This window comes from Streptomyces sp. NPDC001480 (assembly GCF_042894725.1).
Classification (GTDB): Bacteria; Actinomycetota; Actinomycetes; order Streptomycetales; family Streptomycetaceae; genus Streptomyces.
In genome coordinates this window covers 46,852-62,684 of sequence record NZ_JBIAVX010000016.1, presented here as the reverse complement: position 1 = coordinate 62,684, position 15,833 = coordinate 46,852, and the positions used below count along the sequence as shown (strand labels likewise).

The window sequence follows — 15,833 nt, the reverse complement described above, 5'->3', positions numbered from 1 at the left end:
GAGGTGAGCCTCATGTCCGCCCCCACCACCAAGAAACCCACCGTCACCGAACGCGAGGCCCGCCAGGTGGCGGAGGCCGCCCGGGAACAGGACTGGCGCAAGCCAAGCTTCGCCAAGGAACTGTTCCTCGGCCGCTTCCGGCTCGACCTCATCCATCCGCACCCGCTCCCCGCGGACGAGGACGCCCAGCGCGGCGAGGAGTTCCTCGCCAAGCTGCGCGACTTCTGCGAGACGAAGATCGACGGCGCCAGGATCGAGCGGGACGCCCAGATCCCGGACGAGGTCATCGACGGGCTGAAAGAGCTCGGCGCGTTCGGCATGAAGATCGACACCAAGTACGGCGGCCTGGGCCTGACCCAGGTCTACTACAACAAGGCTCTCGCCCTGGCCGGCTCCGCGAACCCCGCGGTCGGCGCCCTGCTGTCGGCCCACCAGTCGATCGGTGTACCGCAGCCGCTGAAGCTGTTCGGCACCCAGGAGCAGAAGGACACCTTCCTGCCCCGCTGCGCCCGCACCGACATCTCCGCCTTCCTCCTCACCGAGCCGGACGTCGGCTCCGACCCCGCCCGGCTGGCCACCACGGCCGTGCCCGACGGCGACGACTACGTCATCGACGGGGTGAAACTCTGGACGACCAACGGCGTGATCGCCGACCTGCTCGTGGTCATGGCGCGCGTGCCGAAGTCCGAGGGGCACAAGGGCGGGATCACCGCGTTCGTGGTCGAGGCCGCCTCCGAGGGCGTCACGGTCGAGAACCGCAACGCCTTCATGGGCCTGCGCGGCCTGGAGAACGGCGTCACCCGCTTCCACCAGGTGCGCGTCCCCGCCGCGAACCGCATCGGCCCCGAGGGCGCGGGCCTGAAGATCGCCCTGACCACCCTGAACACCGGCCGCCTGTCGCTGCCCGCGATGTGCGCCGGCGCGGGCAAGTGGTGCCTGAAGATCGCCCGTGAGTGGTCGGCGGCCCGCGAGCAGTGGGGCAAGCCCGTCGCGCTGCACGAGGCGGTCGGCTCCAAGATCAGCTTCATCGCGGCGACCACCTTCGCGCTGGAGGCCGTGCTGGACCTGTCCAGCCAGATGGCCGACGAGGACCGCAACGACATCCGCATCGAGGCCGCCCTCGCCAAGCTGTACGGCTCCGAGATGGCCTGGCTGATGGCCGACGAACTGGTCCAGATCCGCGGCGGCCGCGGCTTCGAGACGGCCGCCTCCCTCGCGGCCCGCGGCGAGCGCGCCGTACCCGCCGAACAGATCCTGCGCGACCTGCGCATCAACCGGATCTTCGAGGGCTCCACCGAGATCATGCACCTGCTGATCGCCCGCGAGGCCGTCGACGCCCACCTCTCGGTCGCCGGGGACCTCATCGACCCCGACAAGTCCCTGCCGGACAAGGCGAAGGCGGGCGCGAACGCCGGCGTGTTCTACGCCAGGTGGCTGCCGAAACTGGTCGCGGGCCCGGGGCAGCTGCCCTCCTCGTACAGCCAGTTCAAGCACGGCGTGGACCTCTCCGGTCACCTGCGCTACGTCGAGCGGCACGCCCGCAAGCTCGCCCGCTCCACCTTCTACGCCATGTCCCGCTGGCAGGGCCGGATGGAGACCAAGCAGGGCTTCCTGGGCCGGATCGTGGACATCGGCGCCGAACTGTTCGCGATGAGCGCGGCCTGCGTCCGGGCCGAGCTGCTGCGCAGCCAGGGCGACCACGGCCGCGAGGCCTACCAGCTCGCCGACGCCTTCTGCCGCCAGTCCCGCGTCCGGGTCGAGGAACTCTTCGACCGGCTCTGGAACAACACCGACGACGTCGACCGCACGGTGGTCAAGGGCGTCCTCGGCGGCGCCTACGAGTGGCTGGAACAGGGCATCGTCGACCCGTCGGGCGACGGCCCGTGGATCGCCGACGCGACCCCGGGCCCCAGCCGACGGGAGAACGTGCACCGCCCGGTCCGCTAGCCCGGCGGTACCGGCCGCCCGGACACCGCGTCGTACCGTTCGACGCGGTGTCCGCATGGTGTCCGAACATGGACAACTGGTGGAGAATCCGGATAAGGCACCCGCCCGAGGGACGCGCTGTCCTTCCGGTCGCCGAATGCGGCAACAATGGGGGGATGACCGACAGTCCCGCCAGTCCGGCGCCCCTCGCCGACCCGCACCTCGTCTACGACCCTCTCGCGGGGGACGGTCCCAAGGACGTGGTGATCCTCGGCTCCACCGGGTCCATCGGCACCCAGGCCATCGACCTCGTGCTGCGCAACCCCGACCGCTTCCGGGTGACCGCCCTGTCCGCGAACGGCGGCCGGGTGACCCTCCTCGCCGAGCAGGCGCACCGGCTGCGGGTGCGGACCGTCGCGGTCGCCCGCGAGGACGTCGTACCGGCGCTGCGCGAGGCGCTCGGCGCCCGGTACGGCACCGGTGAGCCGCTCCCCGAGATCCTCGCCGGCCCGGACGCCGCCACCCAGGTCGCCGCCTCCGACTGCCACACCGTGCTCAACGGCATCACCGGCTCCATCGGCCTCGCCCCGACCCTGGCCGCCCTGGAGGCCGGCCGGACCCTGGCGCTCGCCAACAAGGAGTCGCTCATCGTCGGCGGCCCCCTGGTCAAGGCGCTCGCCAAGCCCGGCCAGATCATTCCGGTGGACTCCGAGCACGCCGCGCTCTTCCAGGCGCTCGCGGCCGGGTCGCGGGCCGATGTGCGCAAGCTGGTCGTCACCGCCTCCGGCGGCCCGTTCCGCGGCCGTACGAAGGAGCAGCTGGCCGACGTCACGGTCGAGGACGCCCTGGCGCACCCCACCTGGGCCATGGGCCCGGTGATCACGATCAACTCCGCGACCCTCGTCAACAAGGGCCTGGAGGTCATCGAGGCGCACCTGCTCTACGACATTCCCTTCGACCGCATTGAGGTGGTCGTGCATCCCCAGTCGTATGTCCACTCGATGGTTGAGTTCACGGACGGATCGACACTGGCCCAGGCGACGCCCCCCGACATGAGGGGGCCGATCGCCATTGGTCTCGGCTGGCCCGAACGCGTCCCCGACGCGGCGCCCGCCTTCGACTGGAGCAAGGCCTCCACCTGGGAGTTCTTCCCGCTCGACAACGACGCGTTCCCCTCGGTGAACCTCGCGCGCCACGTGGGTGAGCTCGCGGGCACCGCCCCCGCGGTGTTCAATGCGGCCAACGAGGAGTGCGTGGAGGCGTTCCGCACCGGCGCGCTGCCGTTCAACGGGATCATGGAGACCGTCACCCGGGTGGTGGAGGAGCACGGCACCCCGGGGACGGGAACCTCACTCACGGTGTCGGACGTCCTCGAGGCGGAGACCTGGGCACGGGCCCGGGCCCGGGAACTGACAGCGCAGACGGCGACCGCGGAGGCGCGTGCATGACGACCCTGATGTTCATCCTCGGCATAGGCGTCTTCGCGCTGGGACTGCTGGTGTCCATCGCCTGGCACGAGCTGGGACACCTTTCCACCGCCAAGCTCTTCGGCATCCGCGTGCCGCAGTACATGGTCGGCTTCGGCCCCACCGTCTGGTCGCGCAAGAAGGGCGAGACGGAGTACGGGTTCAAGGCGATCCCGATGGGCGGCTACATCCGCATGATCGGCATGTTCCCGCCCGGCGACGACGGCCGCATCACCGCGCGCTCGACCTCGCCGTGGCGCGGCATGATCGAGGACGCCCGCTCGGCCGCCTTCGAGGAGCTCCAGCCCGGCGACGAGACCCGCCTGTTCTACACACGGGCCCCGTGGAAGCGGGTCATCGTGATGTTCGCGGGTCCCTTCATGAACCTGATCCTCGCGGTGGTGCTGTTCCTCACCGTGCTGATGGGCTTCGGCATCACGCAGCAGACGACCACCGTCAGCTCGGTCTCCAAGTGCGTGATCTCGCAGACCCAGAACCGCGACACCTGCAAGAAGTCCGACCCCGTCTCCCCGGCCGCCGCGGCGGGCCTCAAGGCGGGCGACAAGATCGTCTCGTTCGACGGCGTCACGACGGACAACTGGAACAAGCTCTCCGACCTGATCCGCGCCAACCCCGGCAAGACGGTCCCCATCGTCGTCGAGCGGGGGGGCCACGAGCTGACCCTGCGCGCGACGCTCGTCGAGAACCAGGTGGCGAAGAAGGACTCCCACGGGCAGATCGTCAACGGGTACACCTCGGCCGGCTTCCTCGGCTTCAGCGCCGCCAACGGCGTGGTGCGCCAGGACTTCGGCGAGTCGGTGACCTGGATGGGCGACCGCCTCGGCGAGGCCGTCGACTCCATCGCGGCCCTGCCCGGCAAGATCCCCGCCCTCTGGAACGCCGCCTTCAACGACGCCCCCCGTCAGCCGGACTCCCCGATGGGCGTGGTCGGCGCGGCCCGGGTCGGCGGTGAGATCTTCACCCTCGACATCCCGCCCACCCAGCAGCTGGCGATGTTCGTCATGCTGGTGGCCGGCTTCAACCTCTCCCTCTTCCTGTTCAACATGCTTCCGCTGCTCCCGCTCGACGGCGGGCACATCGCGGGCGCCCTGTGGGAGTCGCTGCGCCGGAACCTGGCCAGGGTGCTGCGCCGGCCGGACCCGGGTCCGTTCGACGTGGCGAAGCTGATGCCGGTGGCCTATGTGGTGGCCGGGATCTTCGTCTGCTTCACCATCCTCGTGCTGATCGCGGACGTGGTTAACCCGGTGAAAATCTCCTAGCCACGCAGCGTTTCGAGGCGGCCCGGGGCACCCTGTTCCGGGCCGCCTCCCATTGAGTGGGTTTACGGGTGGGATGTGCTCGGGCGTCGGGCCGTGCCGTAATCTCGAAGCCTGGAGCCCGACGCCTGACGGGACCGGACCTTGATCCACGACTTGGGGTTGCACAGCAGATGACTGCGATTTCTCTCGGCATGCCGTCCGTTCCGACCAAGCTCGCCGAGCGCCGGAAGAGCCGGCAGATCCAGGTCGGATCCGTGGCGGTCGGCGGGGACGCGCCGGTGTCGGTGCAGTCGATGACGACGACCCGTACGTCCGACATCGGGGCCACGCTCCAGCAGATCGCGGAGCTGACCGCGTCCGGCTGCCAGATCGTGCGGGTCGCCTGCCCGACGCAGGACGACGCGGACGCGCTGGCGACGATCGCCCGGAAGTCGCAGATCCCGGTGATCGCCGACATCCACTTCCAGCCGAAGTACGTGTTCGCCGCGATCGAGGCCGGCTGCGCGGCGGTCCGCGTCAACCCCGGCAACATCAAGCAGTTCGACGACAAGGTCAAGGAGATCGCGAAGGCGGCCAAGGACCACGGCACGCCGATCCGCATCGGCGTCAACGCCGGCTCCCTCGACCGTCGCCTGCTCCAGAAGTACGGCAAGGCGACCCCGGAGGCGCTGGTCGAGTCGGCGCTGTGGGAGGCGTCCCTGTTCGAGGAGCACGACTTCCGGGACATCAAGATCTCCGTCAAGCACAACGACCCGGTCGTGATGATCGAGGCCTACCGGCAGCTCGCCGCGCAGTGCGACTACCCCCTCCACCTGGGCGTCACCGAGGCCGGTCCGGCCTTCCAGGGCACCATCAAGTCGGCCGTCGCCTTCGGCGCCCTGCTCTCCCAGGGCATCGGTGACACGATCCGCGTCTCCCTCTCCGCGCCGCCCGTGGAGGAGGTCAAGGTCGGCAACCAGATCCTGGAGTCCCTGAACCTCAAGCAGCGCGGCCTGGAGATCGTCTCCTGCCCGTCCTGCGGCCGCGCCCAGGTCGACGTCTACAAGCTCGCCGAGGAGGTCACCGCGGGCCTGACCGGCATGGAGGTCCCCCTCCGCGTCGCCGTCATGGGCTGCGTCGTCAACGGCCCCGGCGAGGCCCGCGAGGCCGACCTCGGCGTCGCCTCCGGCAACGGCAAGGGCCAGATCTTCGTCAAGGGCGAGGTCATCAAGACCGTCCCCGAGTCCAAGATCGTGGAGACCCTGATCGAGGAGGCCATGAAGCTCGCCGAGCAGATGGAGGCCGACGGCGTGGCCTCCGGCGAGCCGTCGGTGTCCGTCGCCGACTGAACCACAGCGGCTTTTCCACGCCCCGTCACATCTCCTGTGGCGGGGCGTAAGCATTGCTCCCATTCCCTTGACAGATCCGATGTATGACGGGATCTTGAGGGGCGCGCCAGCGACCCTACCCCACCCCATGCGTACGCCCTCGTCTATACATCGGATGACCAAGGGGACCGTATGAGACGCCGCAGACTCCTCGCCCTCTGGACCGCCCTCCTCGCCCTGCTGCTGGCCACCGCCCCCGCGGCCCACGCCGGTACGGCACCCCCGTACCCCGCCCGGCAGGCCACGCTCCGCAACGCCACCGCCGGCCTCTTCCTCCACTGGGGAATGTTCACCGCCCCCAGGCACTACGACTGCGCCTCCTGGGAACAGGCCGTCACCGACGGCGGCTGGAACCCCGACTACTGGGTCGACGAGGCCCGCAAGATCCGCGCGAGCTACATCGTGCTCGCCACCTTCCACTCCCGCCTCGGCTACGCCCGCCCCTGGCCGTCGAAGATCCCCGGCTCCTGCTCGACGAAGCGCGACATCCTCGGCGAACTCGTCGACGCCGCGGCCCAAAAGGGCCTCAAGGTCATCCTCTACATGACCGACGACCCCAAGTGGCACGCCGAGCAGGGTGTCGAGACCCTCGACTCCGCGGGGTACTCCGCCTACAAGGGCCACGACGTCGACCTCACCACCCGCGAGGGCTTCGGCGAGTTCAGCTACGACAACTTCTTCGAGGTCATGCGGAACTACCCGAAGCTCGCCGGCTTCTGGATCGACAACGACAACGAGTACTGGGAGCAGCACCAGCTCTACGAGCAGATCCGGCAGCTGCGCCCGGACATGACGCTGAGCAACAACAACGAGGACACCCCGATCATGGACATGGTGTCCCACGAGCAGAAGACCGGGATGACCCCGCCCTACGACCAGCCCTCGGCCATCTGGACCCCGCAGCCGCGCCTGACCGAGTCCTGCTACAAGGTGCCGGACACCGGTAGTTGGTGGTACGACGGCCAGGACCGGCCGGTGTCCACCGGCCTCAACGTCGACCGGTACATCGCCAACGCGGGCAACTCCATTCTCTCCCTCATGGACTTCACGGCGATGGTCGACGGCCGCTTCCCGCCGGCGCAGGAGAAGTTCATCGACCTGCTGAAGGACTACCTTGGCCCCATCTGGGAGTCCCTGCACGACGTCCGCGCCGGCGGATTCCTGTACGGCGGCATGCAACCGGGCAGCTGGAACGACGGCTCCTACGGCTACATCACCGTCAGCCGCTCCCGTCCCGCCGCCACCCAGTACATCCACGTCACCACCCGCCCGGCCACCGGCGACCAGGTCCGCGTGCGTGACAACGGCTACCGGGTCACGCGCGTCACCGACCTGCGCACCGGAAAGCGGCTCCACTTCGACCAGCGGGACGGCACACTCACCGTCCGGGGCATCACCGACTGGGACCCGTACGACACGGTGTTCAAGGTGCGCACGTCCGGGCACCGCCGCGGCGTCTACCCGGCCGGCTCCGTCAGGGCGAGTCAACCCGCCCTCACCGACGGTGACTTCACGACGTACACCGACAACCAGGGTGTCCTGCCCGCCGGTTACACCCTCGACCTCGGCAAGTCCCGCAAGGTGTCCTACCTGGGGATCAACCAGAGCGAGTGGTCGCCGACGTACAACAGGGAGTCCTTCGGCCGGAAGGAGGACTCCGCGCGGATCAAGGACTACACGGTGTCCGTGAGCGACGACGGGACCGCATGGCGTGAGGTCGACGCCGGGGTGCTGGAAAGCGCCCGCGGTATCCGCTTCATCGACCTCGGCGACCGCCTCCGCACCCGGTACATCCGGCTCGACGTCCCCACCACCTGGTCCGCGGCCACCGTGCCGAACTACTACCGGCAACTGCGCATCGACGAGATACAGGTCGGCTACGGCCATCCCACGAGCCACGGCTGACCCCGGCCGTCCCCCCGCGCCGCCCCCCGCGGGGCGGCGCGGCACAATTTCGGCAGGTACAGTGCGGAGATCAGCAGATCCTCAGGGTGAGGCCCCGCAACGTGTTGACCCAGACCACCTCTCGGGTGCTCGAACCGAGCGACCTGGACGCCGCGCTCGCCGTCCTCGACCGCGAGCCCGTCGCCAACGCCTTCGTGACCTCCCGCGTCCAGATCGCGGGCCTCGACCCGTGGCGGCTCGGCGGCGAGATGTGGGGCTGGTACGAGGACGGCATGCTGACCTCCCTGTGCTACGCGGGCGCCAACCTCGTCCCGATCTGCGCCACCCCGCGCGCCGTACGCGCCTTCGCCGACCGCGCCCGCCGGGCCGGGCGCCGCTGCTCCTCCATCGTCGGGCCCGCCGAATCCACCGCCGAGCTGTGGCGCCTGCTCGAACCGCACTGGGGCCCCGCCCGCGAGATCCGCACCCGCCAGCCCCTCATGGTCACCGACCGCATGCCCGCCGACATCGCCCCCGACGCCTACGTCCGCCGCATCCGCAAGGACGAGATGGACACGATCATGCCGGCGTGCGTGGCGATGTTCACCGAAGAGGTCGGTGTCTCCCCGATGGCCGGCGACGGCGGCCTCCTCTACCAGGCCCGGGTCGCCGAACTCGTGGGCTCCGGCCGCTCGTTCGCCCGCGTCGACGAACGCGGCAAGGTCGTCTTCAAGGCGGAGATCGGCGCGGCCACCTCCCAGGCCTGCCAGATCCAGGGCGTATGGGTGGCCCCCGAGTACCGGGGGAAGGGACTGGCCGCCCCCGGCATGGCGGCGGTCCTGCGGTATGCGCTGGCCGACGTGGCCCCGATGGTGAGCCTGTACGTCAACGACTTCAACACCCCGGCGCGGCGCGCCTACCAGCGGGTGGGCTTCCAGGAGATCGGCGCCTTCATGAGCGTGCTGTTCTGAGAATTCAGGCCCCCCTGTAGTCTCCCCGCATGGACGTCGTGATCGGCCCCCTGGACCTTTCAGCCCATGTCGACGAGGCCCTGGCCGTCCAGGCCGTCGCCTTCGGGCTGGGCCCCGACGAGGTGGCCGTGCGCCGCCAGATCGTTCTGCGCCACATGCAGTACCCCGGAGCGAGGGCCTTCGGCGCCACGGTCGGCGGGCGGCTCGTCGGATTCGTCTACGGCATGCCCAACGACCGCGCCCACTGGTGGTCCACCGTCGTCGAACCGTATCTGCGGGCCCGCGGCCACGACGACTGGCTCGACGACACCTTCGTGATCACCGAGCTGCACGTCCACCCGGGCCACCAGAACCTCGGTATCGGCCGCACCCTGATCACCACGATCACCGACGGTGCCGCCGAACCCCGCTCGATCCTCTCCGCGATCGACACCGACAGCCCCGCCCGCGGCCTCTACCACTCGCTCGGCTACCAGGACCTGGCCCGGCAGGTGCTCTTCCCCAGCGCCCCCAAGCCCTACGCCGTCATGGGCGCCCCGCTGCCCCTGCGCCGGAAGTAAGGATTTCCGGGCGGGGCGGCCCCCCGGCTAACCTCCTAGCCATCACCGTTACCCGGCAGGAGTACGAGAACCATGGCGAACGCACCCGTCCAGCGCATGTCCCAGCTGATGGCGAAAACGCTGCGCGACGACCCGGCCGACGCCGAGGTGCTCAGCCACAAGCTCCTCGTCCGCGCCGGCTACGTCCGCCGTACCGCCGCCGGCGTCTGGAGCTGGCTGCCGCTCGGCAAGAAGGTCCTCGCCAACGTCGAGCGGATCGTCCGTGAGGAGATGGACGCGATCGGCGCCCAGGAAGTGCTGCTCCCGGCCCTCCTGCCGCGTGAGCCGTACGACGCGACGGGCCGCTGGGACGAGTACGGCGCCGAACTGTTCCGCCTGAAGGACCGCAAGGGCGGCGACTACCTGCTCGGCCCCACCCACGAGGAGATCTTCACCCTGCTGGTGAAGGACCAGGCGTCCTCGTACAAGGACCTGCCGGTCATCCTGTACCAGATCCAGCACAAGTACCGTGACGAGGCCCGCCCGCGGGCCGGCATCCTGCGCGGCCGCGAGTTCCTCATGAAGGACTCGTACTCCTTCGACACGGAGGACGAGGGCCTCGCCCAGTCCTACGCCCTGCACCGCGAGGCCTACCAGAAGGTGTTCGCGCGCCTCGGCCTCGACTACCGCATCTGCGCCGCCACCGCCGGTGCGATGGGCGGCTCCAAGTCGGAGGAGTTCCTCGCCCCGGCCGGCGCCGGCGAGGACACCTTCGCGGACTGCCCGAACTGCGACTTCGCGGCCAACACCGAGGCGATCTCGTACGAGCTGAAGCCGGTGGACGCCGACGGCGTGGCCGCGCTCGAGGAGATCCCCACCCCGGACACCCCGACCATCGAGACCCTCGCCGCCCACCTCGGTGTCCCGGCGTCCGCCACGCTGAAGAACCTCCTCGTCAAGGTCGACGGCGAGATCGTGGCCGTGGGCGTCCCGGGCGACCGCGAGGTCGACATGGACAAGGTCGAGGCGCACTTCGCCCCGGCCGCCGTCGAGCTGGTGACGGCCGAGGACTTCGTGGGCCGCCCGGACCTGGTCCGCGGCTACGTCGGTCCGCAGGGCCTGGGGGAGAAGGTCACGTACATCGCCGACCCGCGGGTGGCCCCCGGCACCTCCTGGATCACCGGCGCCAACAAGGAGGGCACGCACGCCAGGAACGTCGTCGCGGGCCGCGACTTCGACGTCGACGCGTACGTCGACGTGGTGGTCGTCCAGGAGGGCGACCCCTGCCCGAAGTGCGGCACCGGCCTCAAGCTGGACCGGGCCATCGAGATCGGCCACATCTTCCAGCTCGGCCGCAAGTACGCCGACGCCCTCAAGCTCGACGTCCTCGGCCAGAACGGCAAGCCGGTCCGCGTCACCATGGGCTCCTACGGCATCGGCGTCTCCCGCGCGGTCGCGGCGCTGGCCGAACAGACCGCCGACGACAAGGGGCTGTGCTGGCCGGCCGAGGTCGCCCCGGCCGACGTGCACGTGGTCGCCGCCGGCAAGGCGCTCCAGACCGAGCTGGCGCTGGAGGTCTCCGAGAAGCTGCGGGCCGCCGGGCTGCGCGTCCTGGTCGACGACCGGGCCGGGGTGTCCCCGGGCGTGAAGTTCACCGACTCCGAGCTGATGGGCGTACCGAAGATCCTCGTCGCCGGCCGCCGCTCGGCCGAGGGCGTCCTCGAGCTGAAGGACCGCAAGACCGGTGAGCGCGAGGAGCTCACGGTGGACGAGGCGATCACGCGCCTGACCGCCTGAAGGCACTCCTCAGGTCCGGACACCTGAAGGCACCTCACAGGCTTCTCCCAGACCGTTCCCCGACCGTAGGGCGTGACAGAACGTCACTACGGAGGGGAACGGTCATGGCGACCAGGGAAGAGGAGCGGGGGCCGCGGCGGCGGCACCGGTTCCAGCACGAGCAGCGCCGACGACGGCACGGACACGTCGGCGAGCGGCTCCGGCGACTCCTCGTCCTCCCCCGGCCTCCAGCCGTCCCCCGACGGCCTCACCTCAGGCAACGGCTCCACCGACGCCACCTCGGGGGCGTCGTGACCACCACAGCCCCGCGCACGACCTCGCCCCCGGCGGCGCCCCCCGCCGCCCTGACCACGTACGAACAGCGCTACGGCCGAAGCTCGGCGCACGCCGGACCGGCCGGGGCCGCTAGAGCCAGCCCGCGAACTCCAGCAGCAGTTCCGCGTCCTGTTCCCGGCCCACCCGGCGGGCCCGTACCCCGGACTCCACCGCGCGGAACAGGGTCCAGCCGCGCAGCCGCTCCTGGTCCACGTCCAGTGACTCCGCGAGCCGCTTGACCCGCCGCCGGGTCGTCGACGCGCCCGACGGCGTGGCGATCAGGTCCTCCACCCGGTCCCGGACCAGCCGGGCCAGGTCGAAGGCGCACTCGCCGACCAGCGGGTCCGGCCCCACCGCCAGCCACGGCATCCGCTCCCCGGCGAGCACCTTGCTCTGCCGGAAGGTGCCGTGCAGCAACTGGTGTTCCGGCGGCGCGGCGAGCAGTTCCGCACGGGCCGCGAGCGCCGCCTCGACCAGCGGGGCGACCTCGGGGTCGGTGGCCGCGCTCGCCCGCATCGCCTCGGCCTGCCGCCCGGTCCGCCCGTCGACGGTCTCGAAGGAGAAGTCCGCCGGAGGCTCCACCCACAGCCGCCGCAGTGTCCCGGCCGCCTCCAGCAGCGCCTTCGACTCGGGCAGCGACCGCACGGACACGTCCGGGTGCAGCCGTTCCAGCAGCAGCACCCCCGCGGTCCCGTCCGCCTCCAGCAGCTGTACGGCGCCCAGGCCGCCCCAGTGCGCCAGTGCCGCGCGCTCGGCCTCCGGCCGGGCCCGGGGCGGGGCCAGCTTCAGCACGGCCGGGGTCCCGTCCGCCCGGCGCACCAGCACGACCAGACTGCTGCGGCCGCCCGGCACCTGCACCCGCTCGACGGTCAACCCGCGTAGCGCGACGGCCTGCCGCACGGCCTCCGACAGCCCGTCCAGCCAGCCGTCACCGTCCCGTGCCGTCTCACCGAGCGCCCTGACGAGACGCTGCGGCGGTTCGAAAGCCATGCGCGAGTCGTTCCCTTCCTGGGTGCCGGCCCCTCCTGGCGCCGGGTCATGCCGTCGGTGTCGCCGAGCCGGAGCCCGAGGCCGGTGCCGGGGTCGCGGACGTACCGGCCGCGGCACCGTTCCGCTCGGCGAGACCAGGGAAGGCTACGCTCTTCCCGCGCCAGCGCACCGCCCGCACCGCGGCCTCCCGCAGCGCCCCGGCGGCCTCGCCGCGCCGCCCGCCCGTGGTCGCCCGCACCACGTCGGAGTAGACCCCGGCCACGCGTTCCTCCAACTCGGCGGCGAGCCGCACCGCCGCCGTGGAGTCCTGCACCGGGAACGGCAGCGCGTACGCCGCGTCCGCGGGCACCGGGGAGCCGCCCAGGTCGCGCACCTCACGGACCAGCGCATCCCTGCGCGCCCGATGCGCGTCGTACGCCGCCCGTGCTTCAGTGCGCCGTCCCGCGCCGATCCGCCCGCCGACCACGCCGTACCCGTACACGGCCGCGTGCTCGGCGGCCAGCGCGGCCTGGAGGGCCTTGAGTTCGCCGTCCCTCGCCTTGGCCCTCGCCTTGTCGCTCACCTGTCACCCTCCGTCAGCAGATACGCGTGCGTCGCCCCGGCCGCCGCCACCGAGGCCAGCAGCCGGGCCAGCTCCCCCTCCACCGTCTCCAGCGCCTTAGCCCGCCGGTCGGCGAGGGCGCGTTCGGCGGCGGCGAGCGCGGCGAGCGCGTCCTTCTCGTCGGTCGGCACGGCCGGCGCCCCTGACGCTTCGGCGGACAGCGACGGGGACGAGGAGGCCGACGAAGCCGAGGAGGACGACCGTGAGGGGGCCGCCGAACCCTCCCCGAACGCCTCCGCGTGGGCCGCGACCTCGGCCCGCAGCGGACCCAGCCGGTCCGCCAGCGCCGGATGCACGGTGAGCACCGCGTCGTACCGCGCCACCAGCCCCTGGCTCTCCCGGGCCGCACGCGCGCGTGCCCGCTCGGACACCGACAGGCCGCCGTCCCCGCCGCCGGAGTCACCGCTTCCGTCGGAGCAGCCCGCGAGCAGCACCGCTCCGGCGGCCGAGGCGAGCAGCGTTCTTCTGCGCGGCCACGAGAGGGCACGCGTGGGAGGGGTGAGGGGCACGGCAGACGTCCTCGGGCACTCGTACGAAGTCGGGGGCGGGCACGCCCGTGATCACCGTACCCGCGCCCCCACCCGGCACCGGTCATCGGCACCGTCCGGGCGCAGGTGGACGGCAACACCCCCTGCGACCCGATACCCTTTGACCAGACACGCGACCCATCCCACAACAGCACACGCGGCCGAGGAGTCACCCGGATGAGCACCACCCAGAGCGAGAGGCTGCGAGAACTGCTGGAACCGCTCGTCACCTCCCAGGGCCTGGATCTCGAAGAGATCGCCGTGGACTCCGTCGGCCGCAAGCGGGTGCTGCGCGTCGTCGTCGACTCCGACACCGGGGCGGACCTGGACCAGATCGCCGATGTGAGCCGCGCGCTCTCGGCGAAGCTCGACGAGACGGACGCGATGGGTGAGGGCGCGTACGACCTGGAGGTCGGAACCCCGGGCGCGGAGCGCCTCCTCAAGGAACCCCGGCACTACGCCCGTGCGGTCGGCCGTCTGGTGAAGTTCCAGCTGGCCGAGGACGGGGAGCTGGTCGCCAGGATCCTGACGGTCGACGACGAAGGTCTCGACCTCGAAGTGCCCGGAGTGAAGGGCCGCAGGGCCACCACCCGCAGACTCGGCTTCCCGGACGTCGTCAAGGCGCGTGTGCAGGTCGAGTTCAGCCGCAAGGACAAGAAGGAAGAGGAGGCGTAGCCGTGGACATCGACATGAGTGCCCTGCGGGGCTTGGTTCGGGAGAAGGAGATCTCCTTCGACCTGCTGGTCGAGGCGATCGAATCGGCCCTCCTCATCGCCTATCACCGCACCGAGGGAAGCCGCCGACACGCGCGCGTGGAGCTCAACCGGGAGACCGGGCATGTGACCGTGTGGGCGAAGGAGGACCCCGAGGACCTCGAGGAGGGCCAGGAGGCCCGCGAGTTCGACGACACCCCGTCCGGCTTCGGTCGCATCGCCGCCACCACCGCCAAGCAGGTCATCCTCCAGCGGCTGCGCGACGCCGAGGACGACGCGACGCTCGGCGAGTACGCCGGCCGCGAGGGCGACATCGTCACCGGAGTGGTGCAGCAGGGCCGCGACCCGAAGAACGTGCTCGTCGACATCGGCAAGCTGGAGGCCATCCTGCCGGTGCAGGAGCAGGTGCCGGGAGAGACGTACCCGCACGGCATGCGGCTGCGCAGTTACGTCGTACGGGTGGCGAAGGGCGTCCGCGGACCCTCTGTCACTCTTTCGCGCACCCATCCCAACCTGGTGAAGAAGCTCTTCGCGCTCGAGGTGCCGGAGATCGCCGACGGCTCGGTCGAGATCGCGGCCATCGCCCGTGAGGCCGGTCACCGTACGAAGATCGCCGTACGTTCCACTCGTTCGGGCCTGAACGCCAAGGGCGCCTGCATCGGCCCCATGGGCGGCCGGGTGCGCAACGTGATGGGCGAGCTGAACGGCGAGAAGATCGACATCGTCGACTGGTCGGACGACCCGGCGGAGATGGTCGCGAACGCGCTGTCACCCGCTCGGGTGTCCAAGGTCGAGGTGGTCGACCTGGCCGCCCGGTCCGCCCGGGTGATCGTGCCCGACTACCAGCTGTCGCTGGCGATCGGCAAGGAAGGGCAGAACGCCCGGCTGGCCGCCCGGCTCACCGGCTGGCGGATCGACATCCGTCCGGACACCGAGCAGGCCGGGGAATAGATCCAGGCCGCAGGGCGCTCAGATCACGACAGTTATATGCACGACAACTGTTCGACCCATGACCCAAAGGGGTGAGGTCGGTACGGGGAGGTAGACTTAGAGGTGTCTGGCCGGACGCATGCCCGAGCATGCCCTGAACGCACCTGTGTGGGGTGTCGGGAGCGAACGGCCAAGACCGGTCTACTACGGATCGTGGCGATCGAGGACGCGTGCGTCCCCGATCCTCGCGGTACGCTGCCCGGCCGGGGTGCGTACGTACACCCCGCCCTGGTCTGTCTCGACCAGGCGGTACGCCGCCGGGCGTTCACGCGGGCACTGCGCGCCCCGGGAGCGCTCGACACAAAGGCGTTGCGCCAGTACGTCGAGCAGACGACAGTTGCTGAGCAGGCAACACCGTAAGACGTGCCGCACGGAACCCCGTGCGGTCTGGTACCTCGCGAGTCGAAAGCAGGTCGAGATTGCGATGAGCACTCGATGAGTACGCGATGAGTACGCCCATGAACTAG

General features: G+C 70.7%; 15 protein-coding genes. 12 read left to right on the top strand and 3 right to left on the bottom strand.

What is annotated here, in order from left to right; genetic code table 11:
- The first annotated feature begins 12 nt into the window (after positions 1-12).
- From ACFY01_RS33970 to ACFY01_RS33930, 9 genes are all read left to right on the top strand, one after another.
- A complete protein-coding gene (locus tag ACFY01_RS33970) occupies positions 13-1,947 on the top strand; it encodes an acyl-CoA dehydrogenase family protein (protein ID WP_390739609.1) in 1,935 nt (644 codons plus the stop codon).
- Between the two features lie 155 nt (positions 1,948-2,102).
- Entirely contained in the window at positions 2,103-3,374 is a 1,272-nt protein-coding gene (dxr, locus tag ACFY01_RS33965) for a 1-deoxy-D-xylulose-5-phosphate reductoisomerase (protein WP_390739608.1), read from the top strand.
- A gap of 8 nt (positions 3,375-3,382) precedes the next feature.
- The gene (locus tag ACFY01_RS33960) at positions 3,383-4,672 is read left to right on the top strand and encodes a M50 family metallopeptidase (RefSeq protein WP_390739748.1); all 1,290 of its coding nucleotides are present in this window, start codon (positions 3,383-3,385) and stop codon (positions 4,670-4,672) included.
- 170 nt (positions 4,673-4,842) lie between these two features.
- A complete protein-coding gene (ispG, locus tag ACFY01_RS33955) occupies positions 4,843-6,000 on the top strand; it encodes a flavodoxin-dependent (E)-4-hydroxy-3-methylbut-2-enyl-diphosphate synthase (protein WP_132856061.1) in 1,158 nt (385 codons plus the stop codon).
- 171 nt (positions 6,001-6,171) lie between these two features.
- Positions 6,172-7,944 carry an alpha-L-fucosidase gene (locus tag ACFY01_RS33950; protein ID WP_390739607.1) on the top strand — a complete coding sequence of 591 codons (1,773 nt, stop codon included), beginning with the start codon at positions 6,172-6,174 and terminating at the stop codon, positions 7,942-7,944.
- Between the two features lie 101 nt (positions 7,945-8,045).
- Entirely contained in the window at positions 8,046-8,894 is an 849-nt protein-coding gene (locus ACFY01_RS33945) for a GNAT family N-acetyltransferase (protein ID WP_390739606.1), read from the top strand.
- A gap of 29 nt (positions 8,895-8,923) precedes the next feature.
- Complete coding sequence (locus ACFY01_RS33940; protein WP_390739605.1) at positions 8,924-9,454, top strand: GNAT family N-acetyltransferase; 531 nt, start codon at positions 8,924-8,926, stop codon at positions 9,452-9,454.
- A 72-nt stretch (positions 9,455-9,526) separates the two neighbouring features.
- Positions 9,527-11,230 carry a proline--tRNA ligase gene (locus ACFY01_RS33935; protein ID WP_390739604.1) on the top strand — a complete coding sequence of 568 codons (1,704 nt, stop codon included), beginning with the start codon at positions 9,527-9,529 and terminating at the stop codon, positions 11,228-11,230.
- A gap of 72 nt (positions 11,231-11,302) precedes the next feature.
- Entirely contained in the window at positions 11,303-11,524 is a 222-nt protein-coding gene (locus ACFY01_RS33930) for a hypothetical protein (protein ID WP_390739603.1), read from the top strand.
- Between the two features lie 111 nt (positions 11,525-11,635).
- Here ACFY01_RS33930 and ACFY01_RS33925 read toward each other — a convergent pair whose 3' ends face one another.
- The 3 genes from ACFY01_RS33925 to ACFY01_RS33915 are packed head-to-tail and all read right to left on the bottom strand — an operon-like array spanning position 11,636 to position 13,645.
- Positions 11,636-12,535 carry an aminoglycoside phosphotransferase family protein gene (locus ACFY01_RS33925; protein ID WP_390739602.1) on the bottom strand — a complete coding sequence of 300 codons (900 nt, stop codon included), beginning with the start codon at positions 12,533-12,535 and terminating at the stop codon, positions 11,636-11,638.
- A 46-nt stretch (positions 12,536-12,581) separates the two neighbouring features.
- A complete protein-coding gene (locus tag ACFY01_RS33920; RefSeq protein WP_390739601.1) occupies positions 12,582-13,097 on the bottom strand; it encodes a ferritin-like domain-containing protein in 516 nt (171 codons plus the stop codon).
- The gene (locus ACFY01_RS33915) at positions 13,094-13,645 is read right to left on the bottom strand and encodes a hypothetical protein (RefSeq protein ID WP_390739600.1); all 552 of its coding nucleotides are present in this window, start codon (positions 13,643-13,645) and stop codon (positions 13,094-13,096) included. The genes ACFY01_RS33920 and ACFY01_RS33915 overlap by 4 nt, the downstream gene beginning before the upstream one ends.
- Before the next feature lie 195 nt (positions 13,646-13,840).
- On the opposite strand from ACFY01_RS33915, the gene rimP reads away from it, so the two are divergent.
- The 3 genes from rimP to ACFY01_RS33900 all read left to right on the top strand — a co-directional run bounded on the left by rimP (position 13,841) and on the right by ACFY01_RS33900 (position 15,726).
- On the top strand, positions 13,841-14,338 hold the full coding sequence (rimP, locus tag ACFY01_RS33910) for a ribosome maturation factor RimP (RefSeq protein ID WP_390739599.1): 498 nt from the start codon (positions 13,841-13,843) through the stop codon (positions 14,336-14,338).
- 2 nt (positions 14,339-14,340) lie between these two features.
- Positions 14,341-15,327, top strand: a complete 987-nt coding sequence (gene nusA / locus ACFY01_RS33905; protein WP_390739598.1) for a transcription termination factor NusA — start codon at positions 14,341-14,343, stop codon at positions 15,325-15,327.
- Positions 15,328-15,429: 102 nt separating this feature from the next.
- Positions 15,430-15,726 carry a YlxR family protein gene (locus ACFY01_RS33900; protein WP_390739597.1) on the top strand — a complete coding sequence of 99 codons (297 nt, stop codon included), beginning with the start codon at positions 15,430-15,432 and terminating at the stop codon, positions 15,724-15,726.
- Positions 15,727-15,833 lie beyond the last annotated feature (107 nt).

Bases quoted from the DNA above. Each gene is read 5' to 3' on its own strand.
- ACFY01_RS33970 (WP_390739609.1), top strand. From the start codon at position 13: ATGTCCGCCCCCACCACCAAGAAACCCACCGTCACCGAACGCGAGGCC.
- dxr (WP_390739608.1), top strand. From the start codon at position 2,103: ATGACCGACAGTCCCGCCAGTCCGGCGCCCCTCGCCGACCCGCACCTC.
- ACFY01_RS33960 (WP_390739748.1), top strand. From the start codon at position 3,383: ATGTTCATCCTCGGCATAGGCGTCTTCGCGCTGGGACTGCTGGTGTCC.
- ispG (WP_132856061.1), top strand. From the start codon at position 4,843: ATGACTGCGATTTCTCTCGGCATGCCGTCCGTTCCGACCAAGCTCGCC.
- ACFY01_RS33950 (WP_390739607.1), top strand. From the start codon at position 6,172: ATGAGACGCCGCAGACTCCTCGCCCTCTGGACCGCCCTCCTCGCCCTG.
- ACFY01_RS33940 (WP_390739605.1), top strand. From the start codon at position 8,924: ATGGACGTCGTGATCGGCCCCCTGGACCTTTCAGCCCATGTCGACGAG.
- ACFY01_RS33935 (WP_390739604.1), top strand. From the start codon at position 9,527: ATGGCGAACGCACCCGTCCAGCGCATGTCCCAGCTGATGGCGAAAACG.
- ACFY01_RS33925 (WP_390739602.1), bottom strand. From the start codon at position 12,535: ATGGCTTTCGAACCGCCGCAGCGTCTCGTCAGGGCGCTCGGTGAGACG.
- rimP (WP_390739599.1), top strand. From the start codon at position 13,841: ATGAGCACCACCCAGAGCGAGAGGCTGCGAGAACTGCTGGAACCGCTC.